Origin of the sequence: Microbacterium sp. B35-30, assembly GCF_010634855.1 — a bacterium.
Classification (GTDB): Bacteria; Actinomycetota; Actinomycetes; order Actinomycetales; family Microbacteriaceae; genus Microbacterium.
The window spans coordinates 140,067-163,545 of record NZ_MWLQ01000021.1 but is presented as its reverse complement, the minus strand read 5'-3'; the positions used below and the strand labels follow the sequence as shown (position 1 = coordinate 163,545).

General features: G+C 70.5%; 23 protein-coding genes and 1 tRNA gene. 7 read left to right on the top strand and 17 right to left on the bottom strand.

Annotated features, from left to right (window positions below; translation table 11 throughout):
* The first annotated feature begins 16 nt into the window (after positions 1-16).
* From B2K11_RS12880 to B2K11_RS12870, 3 genes are read left to right on the top strand one after another with little or no spacing between them, the layout of a single operon-like run.
* Positions 17-1,411, top strand: coding sequence for a class II fumarate hydratase (locus B2K11_RS12880; protein ID WP_163618677.1), 1,395 nt, complete (start codon positions 17-19; stop codon positions 1,409-1,411).
* A 48-nt stretch (positions 1,412-1,459) separates the two neighbouring features.
* Complete coding sequence (locus B2K11_RS12875) at positions 1,460-2,965, top strand: HAMP domain-containing sensor histidine kinase (protein WP_163618676.1); 1,506 nt, start codon at positions 1,460-1,462, stop codon at positions 2,963-2,965.
* The gene (locus tag B2K11_RS12870; RefSeq protein WP_163618675.1) at positions 2,962-3,618 is read left to right on the top strand and encodes a response regulator transcription factor; all 657 of its coding nucleotides are present in this window, start codon (positions 2,962-2,964) and stop codon (positions 3,616-3,618) included. Before B2K11_RS12875 ends, B2K11_RS12870 begins: the two co-directional genes overlap by 4 nt.
* A gap of 110 nt (positions 3,619-3,728) precedes the next feature.
* Here B2K11_RS12870 and B2K11_RS12865 read toward each other — a convergent pair whose 3' ends face one another.
* From B2K11_RS12865 to B2K11_RS12850, 4 genes are all read right to left on the bottom strand, one after another.
* Positions 3,729-4,457: a hypothetical protein gene (locus B2K11_RS12865; protein ID WP_163618674.1), complete on the bottom strand. Its 729-nt coding sequence runs from the start codon at positions 4,455-4,457 to the stop codon at positions 3,729-3,731.
* A gap of 167 nt (positions 4,458-4,624) precedes the next feature.
* Entirely contained in the window at positions 4,625-5,980 is a 1,356-nt protein-coding gene (locus B2K11_RS12860) for a PhoH family protein (protein WP_163618673.1), read from the bottom strand.
* A gap of 252 nt (positions 5,981-6,232) precedes the next feature.
* Positions 6,233-7,360 (bottom strand): aminotransferase class V-fold PLP-dependent enzyme, encoded by a 1,128-nt coding sequence (locus tag B2K11_RS12855; RefSeq protein WP_239526020.1) that lies wholly within the window; start codon positions 7,358-7,360, stop codon positions 6,233-6,235.
* A 39-nt stretch (positions 7,361-7,399) separates the two neighbouring features.
* Positions 7,400-8,185, bottom strand: coding sequence for an isoprenyl transferase (locus B2K11_RS12850; RefSeq protein WP_163618672.1), 786 nt, complete (start codon positions 8,183-8,185; stop codon positions 7,400-7,402).
* A gap of 139 nt (positions 8,186-8,324) precedes the next feature.
* On the opposite strand from B2K11_RS12850, the gene B2K11_RS12845 reads away from it, so the two are divergent.
* Entirely contained in the window at positions 8,325-9,068 is a 744-nt protein-coding gene (locus B2K11_RS12845; RefSeq protein ID WP_204260112.1) for a hemolysin III family protein, read from the top strand.
* Between the two features lie 54 nt (positions 9,069-9,122).
* On the opposite strand, the gene B2K11_RS12840 is transcribed toward B2K11_RS12845, so the two are convergent.
* A complete protein-coding gene (locus B2K11_RS12840; RefSeq protein WP_163618671.1) occupies positions 9,123-9,464 on the bottom strand; it encodes a hypothetical protein in 342 nt (113 codons plus the stop codon).
* 131 nt (positions 9,465-9,595) lie between these two features.
* Here B2K11_RS12840 and B2K11_RS12835 point away from each other — a divergent pair, with 131 nt between their 5' ends.
* The gene (locus B2K11_RS12835) at positions 9,596-10,003 is read left to right on the top strand and encodes a DUF4307 domain-containing protein (RefSeq protein WP_204260111.1); all 408 of its coding nucleotides are present in this window, start codon (positions 9,596-9,598) and stop codon (positions 10,001-10,003) included.
* Positions 10,004-10,107: 104 nt separating this feature from the next.
* Positions 10,108-10,599, top strand: a complete 492-nt coding sequence (gene greA / locus B2K11_RS12830; protein WP_163618670.1) for a transcription elongation factor GreA — start codon at positions 10,108-10,110, stop codon at positions 10,597-10,599.
* 30 nt (positions 10,600-10,629) lie between these two features.
* Here greA and ilvA read toward each other — a convergent pair whose 3' ends face one another.
* Together ilvA and B2K11_RS12820 are read right to left on the bottom strand one after the other, a co-directional pair.
* On the bottom strand, positions 10,630-11,916 hold the full coding sequence (gene ilvA / locus B2K11_RS12825) for a threonine ammonia-lyase (RefSeq protein WP_239526024.1): 1,287 nt from the start codon (positions 11,914-11,916) through the stop codon (positions 10,630-10,632).
* 8 nt (positions 11,917-11,924) lie between these two features.
* Positions 11,925-13,130: an AI-2E family transporter gene (locus B2K11_RS12820; protein ID WP_163618669.1), complete on the bottom strand. Its 1,206-nt coding sequence runs from the start codon at positions 13,128-13,130 to the stop codon at positions 11,925-11,927.
* An 84-nt stretch (positions 13,131-13,214) separates the two neighbouring features.
* On the opposite strand from B2K11_RS12820, the gene B2K11_RS12815 reads away from it, so the two are divergent.
* The gene (locus B2K11_RS12815; protein ID WP_163618668.1) at positions 13,215-14,570 is read left to right on the top strand and encodes a crosslink repair DNA glycosylase YcaQ family protein; all 1,356 of its coding nucleotides are present in this window, start codon (positions 13,215-13,217) and stop codon (positions 14,568-14,570) included.
* A gap of 11 nt (positions 14,571-14,581) precedes the next feature.
* Here B2K11_RS12815 and B2K11_RS12810 read toward each other — a convergent pair whose 3' ends face one another.
* The 10 genes from B2K11_RS12810 to B2K11_RS12765 form a co-directional block, all read right to left on the bottom strand.
* Positions 14,582-15,679: a crosslink repair DNA glycosylase YcaQ family protein gene (locus B2K11_RS12810; RefSeq protein WP_163618667.1), complete on the bottom strand. Its 1,098-nt coding sequence runs from the start codon at positions 15,677-15,679 to the stop codon at positions 14,582-14,584.
* A 134-nt stretch (positions 15,680-15,813) separates the two neighbouring features.
* Positions 15,814-16,380 (bottom strand): LemA family protein, encoded by a 567-nt coding sequence (locus tag B2K11_RS12805; RefSeq protein ID WP_163618666.1) that lies wholly within the window; start codon positions 16,378-16,380, stop codon positions 15,814-15,816.
* An 83-nt stretch (positions 16,381-16,463) separates the two neighbouring features.
* The gene (locus B2K11_RS12800; RefSeq protein WP_163618665.1) at positions 16,464-17,777 is read right to left on the bottom strand and encodes a D-arabinono-1,4-lactone oxidase; all 1,314 of its coding nucleotides are present in this window, start codon (positions 17,775-17,777) and stop codon (positions 16,464-16,466) included.
* Positions 17,774-19,003 carry an alanine racemase gene (locus tag B2K11_RS12795; protein ID WP_163618664.1) on the bottom strand — a complete coding sequence of 410 codons (1,230 nt, stop codon included), beginning with the start codon at positions 19,001-19,003 and terminating at the stop codon, positions 17,774-17,776. Before B2K11_RS12795 ends, B2K11_RS12800 begins: the two co-directional genes overlap by 4 nt.
* A 109-nt stretch (positions 19,004-19,112) precedes the next feature.
* Positions 19,113-19,277 (bottom strand): hypothetical protein, encoded by a 165-nt coding sequence (locus B2K11_RS12790; protein WP_163618663.1) that lies wholly within the window; start codon positions 19,275-19,277, stop codon positions 19,113-19,115.
* Positions 19,278-19,345: 68 nt separating this feature from the next.
* Positions 19,346-19,418 (bottom strand) — tRNA-Leu (locus B2K11_RS12785).
* Positions 19,419-19,518: 100 nt separating this feature from the next.
* Entirely contained in the window at positions 19,519-20,961 is a 1,443-nt protein-coding gene (locus tag B2K11_RS12780; RefSeq protein WP_163618701.1) for an FAD-dependent oxidoreductase, read from the bottom strand.
* A 34-nt stretch (positions 20,962-20,995) separates the two neighbouring features.
* Positions 20,996-22,276, bottom strand: coding sequence for a S8 family serine peptidase (locus B2K11_RS12775; RefSeq protein WP_163618662.1), 1,281 nt, complete (start codon positions 22,274-22,276; stop codon positions 20,996-20,998).
* Positions 22,273-22,788, bottom strand: a complete 516-nt coding sequence (locus B2K11_RS12770; RefSeq protein WP_163618661.1) for a DUF501 domain-containing protein — start codon at positions 22,786-22,788, stop codon at positions 22,273-22,275. The genes B2K11_RS12775 and B2K11_RS12770 overlap by 4 nt, the downstream gene beginning before the upstream one ends.
* Positions 22,789-22,882: 94 nt before the next feature.
* Complete coding sequence (locus B2K11_RS12765) at positions 22,883-23,446, bottom strand: septum formation initiator family protein (protein ID WP_239526010.1); 564 nt, start codon at positions 23,444-23,446, stop codon at positions 22,883-22,885.
* Between the last annotated feature and the right edge of the window lie 33 nt (positions 23,447-23,479).

Below are 23,479 nucleotides of genomic sequence, written 5' to 3'. Positions count from 1 at the left end.
CGTGAGGAACAACGACGTGACCGACATCGAGTACCGCATCGAGCACGACACCATGGGCGAGGTGCGTGTGCCCAAGGACGCGCTCTACGCCGCCCAGACGCAGCGCGCCGTCGAGAACTTCCCGATCTCGGGCGACCGGCTCGAGCCCGCCCAGATCGTGGCGCTCGCACGCATCAAGAAGGCCGCGGCGCTCGCGAACAAGGAGCTCGGCACGCTCGACGGCGCGATCGCCGATGCCATCGCCGGCGCGGCCGACCGCATCATCTCGGGCGAGTTCGCCGACCAGTTCCCCATCGACGTCTACCAGACCGGCAGCGGCACATCGTCGAACATGAACATGAACGAGGTGCTGGCGACTCTCGCGACGCAGGCGCTCGGCTCCACCGTGCACCCGAACGACCACGTCAACGCGTCGCAGTCGTCCAACGACGTCTTCCCCACGTCGGTGCACATCGCGGTGACGCAGGAGATCATCGATGATCTGATCCCCGCGCTCGACCACCTCGCGGTCGCCCTCGAGGCGAAGGCCGACCTGTGGAAGACCGTCGTCAAGTCGGGCCGCACCCACCTCATGGATGCGACGCCCGTCACCCTCGGCCAGGAGTTCGGCGGCTACGCCCGTCAGATCCGCCTCGGCATCGAGCGCGTGCAGTCGGTCCTCCCCCGCGTCGCGGAGGTGCCGCTCGGCGGCACGGCGGTGGGAACCGGCATCAACACGCCGCTCGGCTTCCCGCAGCGGGTGATCGAACTGATCGTGACCGACACCGAACTGCCGATCACCGAAGCCAAGGACCACTTCGAGGCCCAGGCCAACCGCGACGCCCTGGTCGAGGCATCCGGCGCCCTGCGCACCGTCGCCGTCTCGCTCACGAAGATCAACAACGATCTCCGCTGGATGGGCTCGGGCCCGAACACCGGCCTCGGCGAGCTGCACATCCCCGACCTGCAGCCGGGTTCGTCGATCATGCCCGGCAAGGTCAACCCCGTGATCCCCGAAGCGACGCTGATGGTGTGCGCCCGGGTCATCGGCAACGACGCGACCGTCGCGTGGGCGGGAGCATCCGGTGCCTTCGAGCTCAACGTCGCGATCCCCATCATGGGCAGCGCGGTACTCGAGTCCATCGAGCTCCTCGCCAACACCTCGCGCGTGCTCGCCGACAAGACCATCGACGGTCTCGAGGCGAACGTCGAGCGTGCGGCGGCCTACGCGGGGATGTCGCCGTCGATCGTCACGCCCCTCAACAAGCTCATCGGCTACGAGGCGGCGGCCAAGATCGCCAAGCATTCGGTGGCGAAGGGCATCACGGTGCGCGAAGCCGTGATCGACCTCGGCTACGTGGAGCGCGGCGAGCTCACCCTCCAGCAGCTGGACGACAAACTCGACCTGCTCTCGATGACGCACGCGGGCTGATTCGCCCGCCCCATGCCGCTGCCCCTGCGTCGGCGGGATAATCAGGACATGGCCCGAACGCCCCGCCCGGTCCCCGCACGCGTCAGGATCCTTGCCGCGATCCTCGCCGTCGCGTGCGTCGGTCTGGCGATCGTGGGCAGCGTGACGTTCCTGGTGCAGCGCGAGCAGGCACTGTCGGGCATCAATGAACGGCTCGAAGCCCAGGTCGACTCGCTGCAGGCGGTCTCCGCTGATGCCGCCGAGGGCGCCCAGGGCGCTCCTGCAGCGACCGAGGAGAAACTCGACAAGGACGACTTCAGTTCCATCGACGGGTACCTCAATGCGGTCGTCGCGCGACTGGTCCCTGCCCGCAACGAGGCCTCGCTGGCGCTGGTCGACGGCGTGCCGCGCTGGGTTCCAGCCACGCTGTCCGGCTTCGACATCTCGAAGAACCAGCAGCTCATCGACCGCGTCGTCGACGAGACCGCGGACGGCGGCACCAAGAGAGGAACCGCCGTGACCGACCAGGGTTCGCTGCGCTACATCGCGATCCCGGTGAGCATGGAGGGCGACCCAGGGCAGGGACTCTATGTGCGCGCCGTCGACCTCGGCGCAGAGCTGCAGCCGGTGACGTTCGCGATGACGACGTACGTGATCGCCGCGGTGGCGGTTCTGTTCGCGATCGGCATCGTCGGCTGGTTCGTCACGGGGCGGCTGCTGTCGCCGATCCGCCATCTCCGTGAGACGGCCGACGCGATCTCCATCAGCGACCTCTCGCGGCGCTTGGAGCCGCACGGCAACGACGACATCTCAGACCTCTCGCGCACGGTGAACTCGATGCTCGACCGGCTGGAGGACTCCGTCGACGGTCAGCGACAGCTGCTCGACGACGTGCGCCACGAGCTGAAGACCCCCATCACCATCGTGCGTGGCCACCTCGAACTGATGAACCCGCAGGACGCCGCCGATGTGGCCTCTGCGCGCGACATCGGCATCGCCGAGCTCGACCGGCTTACCCGGCTCGTCGAGGACATCGATCTGCTCGCGACCGCCGAAGCGGATTCCAGCACCGTCGCAGCGGTCGACCTCGCGTCTCTGACCGCGCGTGTCGGCGAGCTCGTCGCTGTGATCCCGGGTCACACCTGGACGATCGAGGCGATGGCCGACGGTGACACCAGCGGTGACCAGGACCGACTGCTGCAGGCCTGGCTCCAGCTCGCCGACAACGCCGCCAAGTACACGCCCGCCGGCAGCCCGATCGAGATCGGCAGCGCGCACGACTTCGAGGGCGCCCGCCTGTGGGTGCGCGATCATGGGCCGGGCATCCCGCCCGAGGAGCGCACCCGGATCTTCCGCCGCTTCGACCGTGCTCACGTCAAGCGCTCTGTGGGAGGCTCGGGACTGGGCCTCGCCATCGTCGAAGCGATCGCCAAGGGCCACGGCGGTCATTGCACGGTCACCGACACCCCCGGCGGCGGGGCCACTTTCACCATCCATCTGCCTCCGACGGAGGCCGAGCTGCCGGTGCCGGTGCGCGCCGGAGACGTCGTATTGCAACGGGAGGCCGCCGGATGACCAGGATCCTGATCGTCGAGGACGAGCCGCGAATCGCCGCCTTCGTCAGCCGGGGGCTCGAAGCCGCGGGGTACGAGACCCTGGTGGTCGAGGACGGTCCAGAAGGACTCGAGGCGGCACTGCGCGGCGACGCCGACCTGGTGCTGCTGGATGTGGGCCTGCCGACGATGGACGGATTCGAGCTGCTGCGCGAGCTGCGCGCCCGCGGTTCCGCGATCCCCGTCATCATGCTCACGGCGCGTTCCAGCACCCGCGACACCGTCACCGGATTGGATGCCGGGGCCAACGACTACGTGCCGAAGCCCTTCACGTTCGAAGAGCTTCTGGCACGCGTACGCTCGCGGCTGCGTGAGAGCGTGCCGCAGCCCGGAGTGTCGATCTCTCACGGCGACGTCGTGCTCGACATCCTGGCGCGCCGGGCCACCGTCACCGGGCGGGAGATCGATCTGTCGGCCCGTGAGTTCTCGCTGGCCGAGCAGTTCCTGCGCAACCCCGGGCGGGTCCTGAGCCGAGAGCAGCTGCTGAGCCGCGTCTGGGGGCTGGACTTCGATCCCGGGTCCAACGTGGTCGACGTGTACGTGCGCTACCTGCGCGGCAAGCTCGGCTCGGACCACATCGTCACGGTCCGCGGCGCCGGCTACCGCTGGGAGTGAGGAAGGCCCCGCGACGGCGCTCGCCCGACCCGGCGACCGGCGCGAAGAAGCCCCCGGTGCTGGGGGACACCGGGGGCTGTGAAAGGCCGGACTGGGGAATCCGACCGTTGTCAGTCGCGCTTGTCTGGGGAATTGCGCGACTGGTCTTTCTTCGCGTCGTGATCGGCGCCGTTGCCGTTCCCGACGTTCGAGCCCGCATGCGCGGGACGTTCTTTGCCGACCGATACCGGGTCGGGAGCGGTCTGGCTGTCGTACTCCGCTTCGGCCTGGACCTGACGACGCTGGGTCTCGGGCTCGCTAGGGGCGGGAGCCTCTGCGGGTTCAGCGTTCTGCGACAGATCGGACGACTTCTCGGCCCGCTCCCGCTCGAGTCGTGACACCAGTGCATCGATCCGCCCGGTGGTCCAGCCATGTGCCTGGGTCCAGGCGCGGAGCTCGTCCCACGAGCCCGACGCCTGCGCTGCCGCGATCACGGACTTGATGTCGGCTGCCGTGACGGGCCCGGACACCTCCGGCGCGGTCGCGGGGACGGGCGGCGTCGCCGGCGCCCGCGTCCTCGGCGCGTCGGATGCGAACGGCGGATCCACTACGAGCGGAGCGGGGGCTTCGACGACTTCTGCGTCCGCCGGAGGGACCACTTCGAGTGTGGCTGTGGGCGTCGCCAGAGGAGACGCGGACGGGGATGTTGTGGAGGGCACGACCACGCTCTCGGACGCGAGGCTCGTGCCAGGCGAGTCCGTCAAAGCCATGGTGTTCGCCAGGGCGACCGCGGTGACGACGGCGATGCTCGCTGCGACGGCGGTCGCGCCGCCGATCACGAGCCCCGTGCGTGCTTCCACGTCTCGTCTGCCTCCCCTGTGCGCGGAACGATTTCCTCCATCCATGGTGGCAGACCGATCCCGTCGCGAAGGCCACGGGCGATGAGACTCTTCTCATGCTGAGCCGGCGCGGCGGGCGGGGATGCGGCATCCCGACCCACCGCGCCGTCAGCGCATCCGCCGGTCTCTCAGGCGAGTTCTCCGGCTTCGAGGAGGTCGGTCACGAGTGCGGCGATGGCGGAGCGCTCCGAACGCACGAGCGTGACGTGCCCGAACAGCGAGTGCCCCTTCAAGGTCTCGATCACCGACGCGACACCGTCGTGGCGGCCGACGCGCAGGTTGTCGCGCTGGCCGACATCATGGGTGAGCACGACGCGCGAGCCCTGGCCGATCCGGCTCAGCACCGTCAGCAGCACGTTGCGCTCGAGCGACTGCGCCTCGTCCACGATCACGAACGCGTCGTGCAGCGAGCGGCCGCGGATGTGCGTCAGCGGGAGCACTTCCAGAAGGCCCCGTTCGATCACCTCGTCGAGCACGTTGCTCGACACGACCGAGCCGAGCGTGTCGAACACGGCCTGTCCCCAGGGGTTCATCTTCTCCTGCTGGTCCCCGGGCAGGTATCCGAGCTCCTGCCCGCCGACCGCGAACAGCGGCCGGAACACGATGATCTTGCGCTGCTGCTGCCGTTCCAGCACCGCCTCCAGCGCCGCGCACAGCGCCAGCGCGGACTTGCCGGTGCCGGCGCGTCCGCCCAGCGAGATGATGCCCACCTCCGGGTCGAGGAGCAGGTCGATGGCGATGCGCTGTTCGGCAGAGCGTCCGTGCAGCCCGAACACGTCCCGGTCGCCGCGGACGAGACGGAACTCGCCGTCGCCGATCACGCGCCCGAGAGCCGATCCCCGCTCGGAGTGGACGATCAGCCCCGTGTTCACGGGCAGCCCACGGACGTCCTCGCTGACGGCGACCTCACTCTCGTAGAGATCGCTGATGTCGTCGCCCGACACGTCGATCTCGGAGATGCCGGTCCAGCCGGAATCGACGGCCTGCTCCGCGAGGTACTCCTCCGCGCTGATGCCGAGGGACGCTGCCTTGACACGCATGGGCAGGTCCTTCGAGACGACGATGACCTCCTGCCCGTCCTTGGCGATGTTCATCGCGATGGCGAGGATGCGGCTGTCGTTGTCGCCGAGTCGCATGCCCGACGGCAGCACCGTGGGGTCGGTGTTGTTGAGCTCGACGCGCAGCGTCCCGCCCTCGCCGACCGGCACCGGGAAGTCGAGCCGGCCGTGCTCGACGCGAAGCTCGTCGAGGTGGCGCAGGGCCTGCCGGGCGAAGTAGCCGATCTCGGGATCGTGCCGCTTGCCTTCGAGTTCCGTGATCACCACGACGGGGATCACGACGCTGTGCTCGGCGAAACGGAAGAACGCCCGTGGATCGCTGAGCAGCACCGATGTGTCGAGGACATAGGTGCGCAGATCCTGATCGGAGTCCGCGACCTCCTCGAGATGCTGACTGCGCTGCTCGTGTGGTGCTCGTGTGGTCACAACCCACTCCCGCCCCGGGTGTTCACCCGGCAGTCACGAGTCGACCAGGGTAGCGAGTCGAAGATCGTGAAGTCGCGATCCGTGAGGCCGACTCGACCGGGCTCTTTGCCCGATGCGCTCACGCTACGTCCGCGCGCCGACATTGGGCGCGCCCGACACGCAGGAAACATGTGTCGATTCGATGAACGGATGCTGAGACTCATCGCCTCGCCGACGGCCCGCGCGCGGCGAGGCGACGTCAGCCGGCGAGAGTCACCAGACCCGTGCGGAAGAGAACGCCGCGAGCGCGTCTCCGAACAGCCGCAGGGTGTCGGCGCCCGTGCCGACATGCGGCGCGACGCGGATGCGCCCCGCCCGTGTGGACACGGTGAGGCCGTGGTTCGCGAGCGACGCGGCGAGGGGCGCGGCGTCCTGCGGGGCGGGCTCGAGCGTGACGATCCCCGCACGGCGCTCGGGCTCGCGAGGCGTCACCACCGGCACCTCGTAGCGGTCGGCGAAGAACATGACGTCGGTCGCGCGCGCCGAGAGCACGGACTCGATCTGCGCGACGCCGACATCGGCGACCTCGCGCAAGGCCGTCGCCAGGCGCGCGGCCGCGAGCGTGTCGGGCCCGGAGACCGAGAATGCCTGGGCCGACGGGGACGGCGCCGGCACGGCGTCGACCGGCAGGTCGCCGTCGACACCGCGGAATCCCGAGAGCACGGGCGCGATGCGCTCGAGCGCGCGCTCGCCGAACCACGAGAAGCCGGTCCCGCGTCCGGCGCGGAGCCATTTGTACCCGTGGCCGCAGACGACGTCGGCCGCCAGATAGTCCGCCTCGACCATGCCGAAGCCCTGGATGGCGTCGACGATGAGCAGGCGATCGCCGATGACCTCGCGCAGTGCCGACAGATCGGTGCGGTAGCCCGTGCGGAAGTCGACGAGGCTCACCGCCACGGCCCGGGTGTCGTCCGAGAGAGCCGATCGCACCGCGTCCGGCGTCATGAATCCGTCGGCCGGCTCCACCCACTGCAGCTGGAGCGATCCGAACGCCTCCGAGGCGCGGGTCGCCGCCACGGTGAGGCTGGGAAACTCGCCACGGCCGAGCATGAGGCCGCCCGCGAGTCCGTAGACGGCGTGCATCAGTCCGTACGTGGTGGACGGCTGCAGCGCCACCTGCTCGGCATCCGTGCCGATCAGCTCGGCGACCAGCTCGCGGGCCTCGCGCACGTGGGCGGCCACCAGCTCGATGCTCGTGCGGCGCCCCGAGCCGAGCAGCTCGGTGTCTCCCTGCGCCTCGCTGCGGACGGCAGGGGAGAGCGGGCCGAACGCCGCCCAGTCCAGATACCCCGGTTCCCCATCGAACGACGCCAGATACGAATCCAGATCGGTCACGGGCATCAGTCTGTCAGAGCGGCGAGCGCCGGTGCGACAGCGGTCTCAGCCGCCGAAGCGGCGCTCTCGCGAGGTGAAGTCGCGGATCGCGCGCAGGAAGTCCACCTCTCGAAGATCCGGACCCAGCGCCTCGACGAAATAGAACTCGGAGTGAGCCGACTGCCACAGCAGGAAGTCGCTCAGGCGCTGCTCGCCCGAGGTGCGGATCACGAGGTCGGGGTCGGGCTGCCCGCCGGTGTAGAGGTGCTCACCGATCTGCTCGGGGGTGAGGCTCGCCGCGAGCTCCTCGAGCGATCCGCCCTGCTCGTCGTGCTGCGCGATGATGCTGCGCACGGCGTCGACGATCTCACCGCGTCCGCCGTAGCCGACGGCGAGGTTGACGTGCATCCCGGCGTTGCCCTTGGTGCGGACCTCGACCTCGGCGAGCACGCGCGCGAGGTCGCCGGGCAGCGCGTCGGCGCGGCCCACGTGCTTCACACGCCAGTCCCGCTCGTGCGACAGCTCGTCGGCGAGCTCGGCGATGATCTCGATCAGATCCGACAGCTCGCGTGAGTCGCGCTTGCGCAGGTTGTCGTTCGACAGGAGGTACAGCGACACGACGCGGATGCCCACGTCGTCGCACCAGCGCAGGAACTCCTTCATCTTGGCGGCACCGGCGCGGTGGCCGTGCGCGGCGGAGTCGTACCCGAGCTGCTTGGCCCAGCGGCGATTGCCGTCGATCATCATCGCCAGATGCCGCGGCACCGCAGCGGGATCGAGCCGCCGGCGCAGGCGGTTGATGTAGAGGCGGTAGAGGGGTCCCCTGCCCTCGTTCGTCTCGCCGCGCGCCACACGCCTACGCTACCCCGGGTGCGCCGGGGACCGTAGCGCGAGCGCGGGCTCCGGCTGGGCCCACGCGCCCGGGGAGCGTGGGGACCGTGCGACAGCGCATGTTCCGCCGCCGGCATGCGCCGCCGTCTACGCTGAGACGATGAGCCGCCGTCGCAGTGTTTCCCGGGCCCCCGAGGTCCCCGTGCTGCCGTTGATGGACGCTGCGGCCGTCGATGCCGCGACACCCGAGATCAAGCCCTCGTGGCGCGGCTGGATCCATGCCGCCACGTTCCCGGTGGCCATCGCCGCCGGCATCGTGCTGATCGTGGTCGCGGAGGGCGCACCGGCGAAGTGGGCGTGCGCCGTGTTCATGGCGACGTCGCTGCTGCTGTTCGGAAACTCCGCGCTGTACCACCGGTTCGACTGGAACCCGCGGACCAAGACGATCCTCAAGCGCATCGACCACGCGAACATCCTGCTGTTGATCGCCGGCACGTACACCCCGATCGCGACGCTCGCGCTCCCGCCGCAGCAAGGCGCGCTCCTGCTGGTGCTGGTGTGGAGCGGAGCGCTGGTCGGCATCCTGTTCCGCGTCTTCTGGCTCCATGCGCCGCGCTGGCTGTACGTCGCGCTCTATCTGGCGCTGGGCTGGGCCGCGGTCATGTACCTCGTCGACCTCTTCCGGGCCAATGCCGCGATGATGATCCTCGTCGCCGTCGGCGGGCTGCTCTACACCGGCGGCGCCGTCGTCTATGCGCTCAAGCGGCCCAACCCGTGGCCCGGGCACTTCGGCTTCCACGAGATCTTCCACGTCTGCACGGTGCTGGCTTTCCTGTGCCACTGGACGGCGTGCCTGCTGATCGCGCTCAACCCGCTGTCACCGTCGCTGGGGCTGCCCGGCTGAGGACGGATACGGATGCCGCGGTCCGCGGCACCCCGTGCCGCCAGCGGTCGGGGGTCAGGCTCTCGGGTCGCCGCCGCGGCGCGGGTCGTCGTCATCCGTGCCCTGCTCATCGGCGCTTCCCGCATCGATGCTCTGGTCGTCCGCCTCGGTCGCCTCGGTGGCCCGTGCCGCCTGCTCCTCGGCATCCAGCTCCTCCTGGATGTCCGCGCGCACGCGACCGCGGCGGATGCGCCGCATCATGTCCCACACCAGCAGGATCACGGCGATCGCGACGAACGCGGTGACGAGGAAGCCCACCACGCCGGGGGTCACGATGTCGGGGTCGACCTCGGACGGCGTCGGCGTGGGCGTCGACGTCGTCGCGGCGCTGAGGATCACGGCGATCGCGTGCTGCATGGGGTCCTCGCTCTGCCCGGGGAGGGCGGTGTCGTCGGGGGTGCGCGCGAGCGCATAGCCTGGAGGTCCAGCCTAATCTTCCGATCCGGGGTCCACTTCCGATCCGGGTCCCCGAGACGTCAGGGAGCGGCGTGACCACGCAGGACATGCTCGACGAGCGCTACGGCCGTCGTCGTTCGCCTGCCCGTCGCTGGGCCATCGGCGGCGCGATCCTGGTCGCCGTGGGCGTCGTCGCCCTGTTCGGCTGGTTCACCGTGCAGAACGCGCTGGACGCCGTCGACGCCGACACCACCTCGTTCGAGGTGGCCGACGAGCATTCGGTGTCACTCGGATTCCAGATCACCTCTCCCCCGGGTTCGGCCGTGGCCTGCGCGATCGAGGCCCAGGACGAGGAGCACGGCGTGGTCGGCTGGCGGGTCGTCGAGCTTCCGGCATCCGACCTGCACGCCCGGGCGTTCCGCGAGGTGATCCCCACGACCGCACTCGCGACGACGGGATTCGTCAACTCGTGCTGGGTTTTGTCTCCGTCCGCGCAGTGACGTAGTCTGTCGGGACATCAGTCGAATCGCGCCCTGGCCGTGAGCCGGGGCGTTCGGTTTATGCCCGTGCCGCACGCTTGCCGGGCCCAACGAAGGAGTCAGCCGTGTCCACCGACGCCCCCGTGACCTTCCTCACCCAGGACGCGTACGACCGCCTGGCCGCCGAGCTCGAGCACCTGTCGACGACCGGCCGCGAGGAGATCGCCAAGCGCATCGAGGCCGCACGCGAAGAAGGCGACCTCAAGGAGAACGGCGGCTACCACGCCGCCAAGGACGAGCAGGGCAAGCAGGAGGCCCGCATCCGGACGCTCCAGCATCTGCTGAAGACCGCCACGGTGAGCGAGGCTCCGCAGAGCACCGGTGTGGTCGAGCCCGGCACCGTCATCACGGCGGTCATCGCCGGCGGCGAAGAGGTCTTCCTCCTCGGCAACCGCGAGATCGCCGTCGGCTCCGAGCTCGACGTCTACAGCGAGGCCTCGCCGCTGGGCACCGCGATCCTCGGCCGCAAGGAGGGCGAGAAGACCTCGTACACCGCTCCGAACGGGCGCGAGATCTCCGTCGAGATCGTCAAGGTCGAGACCTACAACGGCCAGTGACCTCGCATCCCGACGGGCGCGCGCGGCGCGTCAGTCGGGAACGACGGTCGGCGCGTAGCCGGCGCCTTCGAGCACCGAGATGACGTGCGCGCGGTGCTCCTCACCGCGCGTCTCGACGCTCAGCTGCAGGATCACCTCGCTGATCTGCAGCCCTTGGCCGTGGCGGGTGTGCAGCACCTCGATGACGTTCGCCCCGGCGATCGCCAGCAGCTCCGACACCTGCGCCAGCTGACCGGGGCGATCCGGCAGCGGGATGCGCAGGGTCATGTACCGACCGGATGCCGACAGCCCGTGCGCGACGACGCGCTGCAGCAGCAGCGGGTCGATGTTGCCGCCGGACAGCACGGTCACGGTCGGGCCGTCGGCGACGACCTTGCCGGCGAGGATCGCGGCCACTCCGACGGCGCCCGCCGGCTCGACGACCTGCTTGGCGCGCTCGAGAAGCACGAGGAGGGCGCGGGCGATGTCGTCCTCGGTGACGGTCACCACCTCGTCCACCAGATCCCGGATGATCTCGAAGGGCAGGTCGCCCGGCCGTGCCACGGCGATGCCGTCGGCGATCGTGGGCAGGGTGGGCACCTCGAGCGGGTGCCCCGCCTCGAGCGACGGCGGATATGCGGCGGAGTTCGCCGCCTGCACGCCGATCACCCGCACCGTGCGGCCCTCGGCGTCCGCGCGGGCCTTCACGGCCGCCGCCACGCCCGCGATGAGCCCTCCCCCGCCGATGCCCAGCACGATCGTGTCGAGATCGGGCAGCTCGTCCATGAGCTCCAGGCCCAGCGTGCCCTGGCCGGCGATGACGTCGTGGTGGTCGAACGGATGGATGAAGACGGCACCGGTGCGCTCGGCGAACTCGGCCGCCATCCGCAGCGGCGTCTCGACGGTCGCCCCCTCGAGCACGACATCGGCGCCGTAGCCGCGAGTGGCGAGCAGTTTGGGCACCGGCACGCCCAGCGGCATGAAGATCGTGGCGCGGATGCCGAGAGCCTTGGCCGCGAGCGCCACGCCCTGCGCGTGGTTGCCGGCAGAGGCGGCGACGACTCCGCGCGCGCGCTCCTCGGCCGTCAGCCGGGAGAGACGGTACGTCGCGCCGCGGATCTTGAACGACCCGGTGCGCTGCAGGTTCTCGAGCTTGAGATGCACCGGCACGCCGAGGACGTCGGACAGGTGCTGGGACTCGTCGAGCGGCGTGTGGGCGATGACACCCTCGAGGGTTGCCCTGGCGTCCTCGAAATCGGCGAGGGTGGGCACCGACGACGCGGAGGAGACCGCGTCGTCGGCGGCCGCAGCGGAGCCGGCGGGTCCTGCGGAAAACATGGCGGTGGTCACGGGCGGACTCTCCTCTGCCGCGGAACGGTGCTCCAGATGAGGTCGCCGGAGGGTTTGGCTCCAGTCTCCCACGCGCGTTCTGCGAGATAGACGGCGACGACGTTGACGAACGCCGCGAGCGGGACGGCGAACAGCGCGCCGGGGATGCCGGCGATCATCGCACCGCCTGCCACGACGAGCACGACCGCGAGTGGGTGCACCTTGACGGCCGAGCCCATGAGCAGCGGCTGGAGGACATGGCCCTCGAGCTGCTGCACGCCCAGCACGACGACGAGCATCCACAGGGCGATCCAGGGCCCGTTGTAGACGAGCGCGAGGAACACCGCCACGGTGCCGGTCACCACGGCGCCGACGATCGGCACGAACGCGCCGAGGAAGACCAGGACGGCGACGGGGATGGCCAGCGGGACGCCGAGGAGAGCCGCACCGAGGCCGATGCCGATGGCGTCGATCGTCGCGACGAGCAGCTGCGTCCGCGCGTAGTTGACGACGGTGACCCAGCCGGCGCGTCCGGAGCCGTCTGCGGCGGGCCGGGCCTTCTTCGGGAAGAGCCGCAGCGTCCACCGCCAGATGCCGGCACCGTCGGCGAGCAGGCACAGCAGGATGAAGAACGCCAGCACGGCGCCGGTGACGACGTGGCCGATGGTGGAGCCGATCGCCAGCGCGCCCGACCACAGCAGCTCAGCCTGCTCCTGGATGAAGATCCAGCCCTGATCGAGGAGGTCGTCGATCTGCTCGGAGCTCAGATCCAGCGGCCCGTCGATGAGGTACTGCCGGAACTGGCCGATGGCGGCGACGGTGCTGGCCCGCACGGAGTCCCACTGCCGCATGATCTGCCAGACCACGAGCCAGAGGAGCCCGGTCACGATGGCCAGGGTGCCGACGACGGAGATGACGATGGCGAGCCAGCGGGGAACGCGCCGGCGCAGCATCCACGCGAAGGTCGGCCACAGGAGCGCGGTGATCAGGATCGCGATGAGCAGCGGGATCACGAGCAGCTTCAGCTGGATCACGAGCCAGACGACGATGCCGATCGCCGCGGCGACGACGATCACCCGCCAGGAGTACGCGGTCGCGACGCGCAGGCCGCGCGGCACGGCGGCGGAGGTCTCGGTCGAGACCACCCGGCTGCGGTCGCGCACCGCATCGAACAGGGAGCTGCGGGGCTTGTCGTCGGAGCCGCTCGTACGCCCAGTGCTCATTCGCCCAGTCTAGGCGCGTCGCATTCCGCACCGGTCATGAAGGCGCCCGGTGGGATGTCGGAGCCGCTGGCTAGGCTGGCGCGCGTGAAGTCCTCCCTCAGCGCCGCGGAAGCGCGCCGCGTCGCGCTCGCCGCCCAGGGGTTCGCGCGCCCACGGCCGGCCACCGCGGGGACGCGGCAGCTCAACGGCGCGCTCACGCGCATGGCGACGCTGCAGATCGACTCCGTGAATGTCTTCGCCCGCTCGCACTACATGCCGCTGTTCTCGCGCGTCGGCGCCTACGACACCGCCGCGCTCGACCGCCTGCTGTTCGCGCGGCGATCGCCGTACGTCGAGTACTGGGCGCACGTCGCCGCGTTCATCCCCGCTGACGACTGGGGACTCTTCGACTTCCGCATGCAGGCGATGCGCGCCAAGTACGGCTCGCAGCCCGGTGGCTGGTTCGACACCCATAGCGAGATCGTCGACTGGGTGCGTGCCGAGCTCGCCGAGCGAGGCCCGCTCCGCCCGGCTCAGATCGAGCATGACGCGAAGAAGGGCGCCCGCGGACCCTGGTGGGACTGGGATGTCGTCAAGCACGCACTCGAGTACATGTGGCTGTTCGGCGAGGTGGCGATCGCCGGCCGTCGCGGATTCGAGCGACGCTACGCCCTCGCCGAGCAGGTGATCCCGCGCGAGGTGCTCGACGCCCCGGTGCCCCGCGACGACGCGCTGCGCGAATTGGTGCGGCGCGCCACCCGCGCATACGGGGTCGCGACGGCGGCCGACATCGCCGACTACTGGCGCATCGCCGACCGCAAGGCGGTGACGGCGGCCTTGGACGACCTCACGGACGCGGGCGAGCTGCACCCGGTGGCCGTGGAGGGATGGACCAGCGCGGGCCGCCCCGCCAAGGCCTGGCTGCACGCCGACGCCGTGGTGCCGCGTCGCATCCGCGCCGCGGCGATCCTCACGCCGTTCGACCCGGTGGTGTGGTTCCGCGATCGCGCCGAGCGCCTCTTCGACTTCGAGTACCGCATCGAGATCTACACGCCGGCAGCTCAGCGCCGGTTCGGCTATTACTCGCTGCCCGTCCTCATCGACGACGACGTCGTCGGCCGCGTCGATCTCAAGGCCGACCGCGCGGCGTCGACGCTCCGGGTCCAGTCGGCCTGGTGGGAGCACGGACGACCCGCGGATGCCGCACCCCGCCTCGCCGACGAACTGCGGCTCGCGGCGCACTGGCAGGGGCTGGAGTCGATCTCGATCTCACGGTGGGGCGATGCGGTCGAAGACCTCGCCCGCGTGATGCGCGAGGCCTCGCGCCATGATGCCGGACCCGCAGAGCCTGTGGCGCTCGCCACCGATGAACCCGGCACCGAGGAACCCGGCACCGATGAGCCGGATGCCGGAGCGCGGTCTCGCAGCGCCGATCGCCGCGTCGAGCAACTGGCGAACTGACGGCCGGCTCGTCAGGCGGCGGGCGACCCGACGACGTCGAGCCCGAGCCAGCGGGCGAGATCCTGGATCTCGGCATCCACCGCCCGGCGGATCTCATCCGTGAACGGCTCGTCTTCGTGGACCGCGTGCACCCGGAGCACCCCGGCCTTGCGGTCGCTCTTGGCGTCGAGCTTGCCGACGAAGCGATCGCCGTGCAGGATCGGCAGCGCGAAATAACCCCATCGGCGCTTCGCGGCGGGCTTGTACATCTCGAGCAGATACTCGTACCCGAAGATGTCCTCCAGTCGGCGACGGTCGAACACGAGGCGGTCGAAGGGTGACAGCAGCGCGGTGCGCGGCGTGAAGCCGTCGAGCGCGCTGAGTGCGTCGGCATCCACCCGCCAGGTGCCCTCCGTCCCGTCGACGACGGCCTCCTCGCCGAGCACGCCGACGTCGATCGGCTCCAGCGACTGGGCGACGCCCTTCGCGCGGGCGATGCCGAGCGATGCGAGCCGGCGCTCCGCCCGCTCGCGGGCCGCCTCCTCGTCGCCGAGGATCGGCACGTCGGCGGGATACACGCGGTCGGCGACGTCGAACAGACGCCCCGCAGAGTCCCTCGACGAGATGGCCACGTCTCCGCACAGCACGAGCATCTCGAGCAGCTGCAGCGAATTGCGGTTGTTCGTCCACCCCGACGAACGCCACGACACCTGAGCGGCATCGGGGATGTCACTCGCACGCAAGGGCCCCTCGGCACGGAGGCGCGCCATCACCTCACGCCGGAACACGTCATTCGCCGCAAGCCAGTCCCGTGCCTGCGCCGACTCAGGCCGGCGCCGCATCTCGGGCAGCAGGAGCGGAAGATCGGTCATGGCGCGATAGAAGCCGCCCCACTCGAACACGGCGCGGTCCTCTTCCACCAGCCGCACGAGGTCGGCAGGCTCGTAGGGCCAGCCGAGCCGGCTCCACAGGATCAGATCGGCACTGGGCGCCACCGCCGCGGTCGGCTCGATGTTCACGATCGTGAGCGCGTCGATGGTCTCGACGATGCCCCCGGGACGCTCGGCCGTCAGCAGCTGGCCGCGCAACGCGATGCGGCGCGCCTCGTCACGCGTCAGCCGGACTGTCACGCCTCGACGCTACCGGCGGGATGCGACATCCACGTCGATAGAGGTTGCGGCGGGTGTTTCGACTCGCTTCGCTCGCTCACCCTTGACCCGACTCGCGTCAACACTCGCCGGCGCTCGCATTGATCCGAGTCGCGTCAAAACTGCACGCGCGGCGGCTCCGAGATCGCGGCACCGTCGATGACCTCGAAGAACTCGCGCTCGAAGAAGCCGAGGTTCCGCGCGAACAGGTTGTTCGGGAAGACCTTGATCTTGGTGTTCAACTCGCGCACACCGCCGTTGTAGAAGCGGCGGGAAGCCTGGATCTTGTCTTCGGTGTCGACGATCGACTGCTGCAGCTGGAGGAAGTTCTGGCTCGCCTGCAGCTGCGGGTATGCCTCGGCGACGGCGAACAGGGACTTCAGCGCCTGCTGCATGCGCCCCTCGGCGGCCCCCGCCTCAGCCGGGCCGGTGGCAGACAGCGTGTCGGCGCGCGCCTGCGTCACGCGTTCGAAGACCGCCTTCTCGTGCGTGGCGTAGCCCTTTACCACCTCGATGAGATTCGGCAGCAGGTCCGCTCGACGCTTGAGCTGGACGGTGATGTCGCTCCACGCCTCGTCGACGCGCACGTTCAGCTGGACGAGCGAGTTGTACGTCGCCCAGAGATAGATGCCCACGATGACGGCGAGCGCCACCACGATAAGGACTGGGATCAGCCATTCCATGTGCCGAGGCTCCGTTCGGTAGTGACCTCATCCTACCGACGCACGCCCACCGCACATGATGGCGATCCCGGGACTCTCAGCCGTTACCCACCGAGGACGCGGTCGAGATACGGGTTGCGGAACAGCCGCTCCGGGTCGAGGCGGTCGCGCAGCGCGACGAAGTCGTCGAAGCGCGGATGCCGCTCACGCAGAGCCGCCGCGTCGAGGGTGTGCATCTTGCCCCAGTGCGGACGCCCCCCGAACGCGAGCATGAGCTGCTCGACCTCCTCGAAGTACTCCGTGGGATCCTCACGCCAGTACCGGTGAACCGCGATGTAGCCCGACGCACGCCCGTGGGCGGTCGACAGCCAGCGGTCGTCGGCCGCCGCGAATCGCACCTCGACCGGGAACCCGATGCGCCATCCGCGATCGTCGATCAGAGCGCGGAGCGCCTCGAAGGCAGGGCGGACGTTGGCCGCCGGCAGGGCGTACTCCATCTCACGGAACCGCACGGACCGACTGGTCGCGAACACGCGGGCGGAGGCATCCGTGAACTCCCGGTCACCCCAGATCCTCGCCGACACGCGGTTGATGGTGGGCACGAGCGCGGGGATCGCGCGACCGGTCGAGCAGGCGATCTGGTGCAGGCCGCTGCCGACGAGGGTGTCGTCTATCCACTTGCCGACCGGAGCGAGCGGATGCCGAGGGGCGCTCTCGGGCAGCCGGGTGTTGGTCTTCGTCATCGCGCGGTCGGTGTGGGGGAACCAGTAGAACTCGAAGTGGTCAGCGGCCGCGACGCGCTCGTCGAGCGCCGTCAGCACCTCGTCGAGAGACTCGGGCTGCTCCATCGCGTGCAGCACGTACGCCGGCACGCACTGCAGCGTGACGTCCACCAGGATCCCGAGCGCGCCGAGTCCGAGTGCCACGGCGGGCACCAGTTCGGGGTTCTCATCCTCGTTCACGGTGAGGAGATCGCCGGATGCCGTCACCAGCGTCGCACCCACCACCTGGGCCGCGAGGCCGCCGAAGCGGGCGCCGGTGCCGTGTGTGCCGGTCGAGATCGCCCCGGCGATCGACTGGCGGTCGATGTCGCCCAGGTTCTCCATCGCGAGACCGAAAGGCGCCAGGAGCGCGGGCACGCGGTGCAGGCGCGTGCCGGCGAGGAGCGTCACGCGGCCACGGTCGACGTCGACCGAGACGAGGCCGCTGAGGTCTCGCAGCTCGAGCAGCGCGCCGGGTGCGACGGCGATGCCGGTGAAGCTGTGACCGGCGCCCACCGCCTTGATGGGGATGTGCTGAGCCGCAGCGGCGACCACGGCGCGCTGCACCGCCGCAACCGTCGGCGGGAACTCCACACGCTGAGGCCGTACCGACTCCGTCCTCGCCCAGTTGCGCCATATGCCGCCCGGGCGCGTCACAGGAACGCCTTCCCCTCGCCGCGGTACGTCGGCAGCTCCCCCACGCGGGCGTCCCCGTCGACCAGGTGGTAGCTGAGGACGCGCTCGGCGAGCTCGCCGCTCTTGGAATGGCGGAACCACACGCGGTCGCCCACGCGAAGGGCGCGCGCCGCGTCGCCACGCAGCGGAGTCTGCACTTCGCCGGCACCTTCACGCGGTGCCATGCGCAGCCCCGCGGGCGACACGGCGCGCGGCTGACGCGACTCGAGTGCGGGACCGGACGCGATCCACCCGCCGCCGAGCACGGTGGCGACGTCGGGCGCCGGCTTGCGCACGACCTCGAGGGCGAACGCCGCGGCCGGCGCGGGATCGAACGCGCGGTAGCCGTCGAACAGGTGGCCGGCCAGCAGACCGCTGCCGGCGGTCACCTCGGTGACGGACTGATCGGATGCCGTCAGCTCGAGCGATCCGGTCCCACCCCCGTTGACGAACTCCAGGGGCGCGATGTCGTGCAGGGCGGCGACGATCGCGGCGCGGCGGTCGAGAAGCTCGGACGCCGAGCGACGCTGCATCCACCGGATGACGGCATCACCAGATCCCGTCGCATCGCCCTGACCGGCGATCTGGGCTTCGTACATCATCAGGCCGACCAGCCGGAACCCGGGGCGCGCGGCGATCGCGCGCGCCAGGGCGGCGACCTCCCCCGCCTCATGCACGGGCGAGCGCAGCACCCCGATGTGGCCGAGGCCAGGAGCCCGCCAGGAGGCGTCGGCGTCGATCGCGACACGGATCTCGGAACGCGTGCCCGGGGCCGCGATGGCGTCGACGAGGTCGAGCTGTGCGAGGTCGTCGACCATCAGGGTGACCCGCGCTGCGGCGGCCTCGTCGGCCGCGAGGGCCGCGATCGCCGCGCGATCGGTCGTCGGGTAGCCCAGCACGATGTCGTCCGTGGTCTCGGCGAGCCACAGCGCCTCGGGAAGCGTGAAGGCGAGGATGCCGCCGTAGCCCGGCAGAGCGAGAACCGCGTCGAGGACTTCGCGCACGCGCACGGACTTGCTCGCGACGCGGATCGGGACACCGCCGGCGCGCACGACGAGGTCGAGGGCGTTGTAGCGGAGGGCCTCGGCGTTGATGGCGGCGACGGGGCCGCTGACCTCGGCGAGGGCAGCGGTCATCGCGTCCCAGTAGGAGGCGGGGTGGGCCCAGGGCTTCGTCGTCCTGGGTGTGGACAGCAGATCGAGACTCATACGGCTCGCTTCGGGTGCGTGCGCATCGCACCAGCCTAGAGTGCGGAGGACGCCTCCCACGACCGTCTCCGATGCCGCTGGTCGGCGCGCGACAGGCGACGGGCGTGCCTCAGTCCTTCGGCTTCGAGGCGCGCTCCTGTTCGACCTCTTCCTCGGCGCCCCAGACAGCGATCGGCGGCGCGCCCATGAACAGGGCGGTGAGCTTCCACCACCATCCGCTCCTGGGTGCTTCGCGCCCGCTCGCGCCTCGGTCCTCCGTGCTGTTGCCGCTCATGTCGGGGCTCCTTCGGCACTTTTGCCCAGGTTAGCGCGTCTTCTCGACGATCGGGAGGGGTCAGCCGGTGCCCCCGCTGGGATTCGAACCCAGACTGAAGCGATTTTAAGTCGCCTGCCTCTGCCATTGGGCTACGGGGGCGGATCGCGGTCCGCCGGGAACACGAACGCCGCAGGCTCATCTTCTCAGACGAGCCTGCGGCGGGCCGGGGCGCTCCGAGAGAGCGCGAGACCGTGCGACGTCAGTTGGCGGCGACCTTTCCGGCGTCGGCCGCAGCGGCCTTCGCCGGCGCCTTGCGCGCGGGAGCCTTCTTGGCCGGGGCAGCCGGGGCCGCCTGCTCCGCCGGGGCCTCGACGGGCTGCGGCGGACGCGGACGCGCCGCGAACTCTTCGAAGACGTAACGCGGGCTCTGCACCGTCGACAGGTTCACCATGTCGCGGCCGAGCCAGAAGTTGTTCCACCAGCCCCACAGCACGCGCCACTTGCGCTCCCACGACGGCATCGCCAGACCGTGGTAGCCACGGTGGGCGAGCCAGGCGATGGGGCCCTTGAGCGCGAGTTTGCCGGACTGGAACACGCCGACCCAGAGTCCGAGGCCCGCGACGGCGCCGAGGTTCTTGTGGTAGTACTCGCGCGGCAGCTCGCCGCGCAGCACGCCCACGAGGTTCTTCGCGAGCAGCTTCGCCTGGCGCACCGCGTGCTGAGCGTTGGGGACGCAGTAGCCGCCCACCCCGCCGCCGGTGAGGTCGGGCACGGCGGACACGTCGCCGGCCGCCCAGGCGCCCTCGACGATCTCGTCCTCGCTGCCCACCCGCAGGTCGGCGCGGGTGCGGATGCGACCACGCTCCTCGACGGGAAGGTCGCCGCCGCGCACCACCGTGGGGTTCGCCATGACGCCGGCGGTCCAGATGATGAGGTCGCTCGGGATCGTCTCGCCCGTGGAGAGCTCGATGTTGCCGCCCACGGCACCGGTCACCTGCGTGTCGAGGTGCACCGAGGCGCCGCGCTGGGCGAGGTTCTTGAGCACCCACTCGCTCGTCTTCAGCGACACCTCGGGCATGATGCGGCTCATGGCCTCGATGAGGTGGAAGTGCGTGTCGTCGAATGTGATCTGGGGGTAGCTCTTGACCAGCGACGAGGCGAGCGAGCGCAGCTCGGCGAACACCTCGATGCCGGCGAACCCGCCGCCGACCACCACGACGGTCAGCAGCCGGTCGCGGTCCGGACCCGGGGGAAGCGTCGACGCCTTGTCGAAGTTCGACATCAGCTTGTCGCGGATCGCGACGGCCTCTTCGATCGTCTTCAGGCCGATCGCGTTGTCGGCGATCCCCGGGATCGGGAACGTGCGCGACACGGCGCCCGCGGTGACCACGATCTGGTCGTACTCGAACTCGTACGGCTCGCCCGCGATCGGGGTGATCGTGGCGACCTTGCCGGCGTGGTTGATGCCGGTCACCTTGGCGGCGACGACGTTGGTGCGCTTGAGGTGGCGGCGCAGAGCCACGACGGAGTGGCGCGCCTCGATCGAGCCGGCCGCGACCTCAGGGAGGAACGGCTGGTAGGTCATGTAGGGAAGCGGATCGACGATCGTCACGTCCGCCTCGCCCCTGCGCAGATGCTTCTCGAGCTTCCAGGCCGTGTAGAAGCCTGCGTATCCGCCACCGACGATGAGGATCTTGGGCACGGTGTTGGTCACGGTTTGGAGTACTCCTCCTGTGTCAGCGGCTCGGCGCGCGGGACGCCAATCGGATGCGTCGGACAGCAGCGGTGACGCCGAGCGCCACCAGTATAGCCGTCGCTGTGGCCAAGAGGAGCGGCAGGGTGCCGTAGAGCACGGTGTCCCGATCGGGCAGCATCGGCGAGGTGACCCGCGTGGGCGCATCGGCTTCGGGCAGTGGCGGCACCTCCGCGGCGGGCGCCGGCGCCTCGGGCGTCGGCGCGACGGGCGCCCGGCGATACAGCCGCACCCAGTCCTCGAGGCTGCCCATCGGGTTGGCCGTCACGCTGGGTACGCTCGCCGAGACGGCGGCTGCGGCATCCACCAGTCCGAAGCCGTACAGCAGCCGGGTCTGGGGGTCCTCGCCGACGGGTCGGGCGGTCTTGACGATGCGGTTGATGACGTTCGCCGCGTCGAGTTCGGGGTGCGCCGCCCGCACGAGCGCCGCGATCCCGGCGACGATCGGCGCGGCGCCGCTCGTGCCGTCCCACGAGACGAGGGTGGAATCGGCCGAGACGCCGATGAGCTCTTCGCTCGGCGCCGACACGCCGATCGTGATGCCCTGTGTGGACGCGTCGACGCTCGCTTTTCCGGAGCGGTCGACACCGCCGACGGTCAGCACGCCCGGGATGGTCGCCGGCGCGCCGACGCGGGTGGTGCCACTTCCCCGGTTGCCGGCGGCCACCACGATGACGACGTCGTGATCGAACGCATAGAGGAACGCATCGTCCCAGCTCTCGGGCCAGTCCGGCACGTTCGTGGTGAGCGACATGTTGATGACGTCGGCGCCGTTGTCGACCGACCAGCGGATCGCGTCCGCGATCTGGTCGGAGAACGGCCGCTTCGCCGACGATCCGAAGGCGACCGACACCGACAGCAGCTGCGCCTCGGGGGCGACGCCGATCATGCCCGTGTCCGGCCCCGTGCCCCGCCCCGCCGCGAGGGAGGCGACCCAGCTGCCGTGATCGCTGTCGACCGTGCCCAGGGGCGTTCGTCCGTCGGACGAGCCGGCACCGGAGACATCCGTGCCGCCGGCGACAGCGCCGTCCAGTTCCACGGGCCCACGGCCGATGCCGGTGTCGATGACGGCGACCTTGACGCCGGCGCCGCGCGTGGTCTCCCACGCCTTCTCGATGCCGTAGCCGGCGAGCCAGTACTCGGCGGCGCGCACCGGGTCTTCCCCGGCGGGCGCCGGTGCCGCCACGGCTGTCGCCGGGGCCGCGACGACGAGAGCCGCAGCGACGGTCGCCGAGGCGACGACCGCGACCAGCCGGCGGATCATCCGCTGGACCCCGGCTCGGCGCAGACGCAGCGCTCGGGCGACCAGGACGACAGCGCGAGCGCGCGGTCGCCGATCGGATTGACTCCCGGACCGGCGGCGAGCGCGTGCCCGGCGAGCGCGTGCAGGCACTTGACGCGTGTCGGCATGCCGCCCGCCGAGATGCCGGCGATCTCCTCCACCTCGCCGAAGGCCGAGCGGTCGCCGAGGTACGCCTCGTGGGCGAGCCGGTAGGCGGCGGCGACCTCTTCGTCGGACAGCAGATCCGAGAGCTCGCGCATCACGTGGTCGGCTTCGAGGACCGACATCGCGGCGGTCGCGGCGGGGTGGGTGAGGTAGTAGAACGTGGGGAACGGCGTGCCGTCGGGAAGCCGGGGAGAGGTGGCCACCACGGTGGGGTTGCCGCACACGCAGCGCGCGGCGATCCCGACGACTCCGCGCGCCGGGCGACCGAGCTGTTCGCGAAGCACGGCGAGGTCGGCATCGCTGACAGGGGGGTACGGCGGGGTCGTCACAGAGCAGCTCCTTGGTCGGGCCCAGGGTACCGGCGGCACCTGGGACGGTGCTGGACCGGGTGGCGGCCGAGCGGGCCGTGCCGGTCGCCGTCATTCACGGCGTCGGCGTGGGCGAGGGTTCGGGATCGGGCACGCCCACCGTCACCGGCGCCACCGTCTGCGCGAGCCCGGCCTCGGTCACGGAGCGCATCAGCTTCGCCATCCAGTCCGCGTCGGCGGCCTGGAGCTCGTCGCTCACCGGCTCCTGCTCCTGGGGCTCGAGTTCGGGCGGCAGATCGTCGTCGACGAGGTAGACGACCTCGCCGGGCTGGACGTAGTACAGCCGCTCGCGCGCCTGCGTCGTGATGTAGGCGGGGTCCTGCCACCGCTCGCGCTGCGACTCGAGGTCGGCGACCTCGTCGCGGCTGAGCTGCACCGCCGCCTCGAGGGCGGCCACCTGCTGACGCTGGTCGACGTAGGTGCCGATCGTCGGCACGAGAACGAAGGCGGCGAGCACGACCAGGCCCATCATGATGACCATGAAGCCCGAGAGACGGATGCCGCCGAGCCATCCCCGCACATCGACGGGGCGCCGTCCGCTGACGGGCCGTCGGCGCGCCGCGGCGGCGGAAGAGGTCGCTCTCGGAGTACGAGAAGGGGGAGCCGTCGTCTTGGCCACGGCTCCCCCTTCCCTACGCGCTCGCCCTGCGGC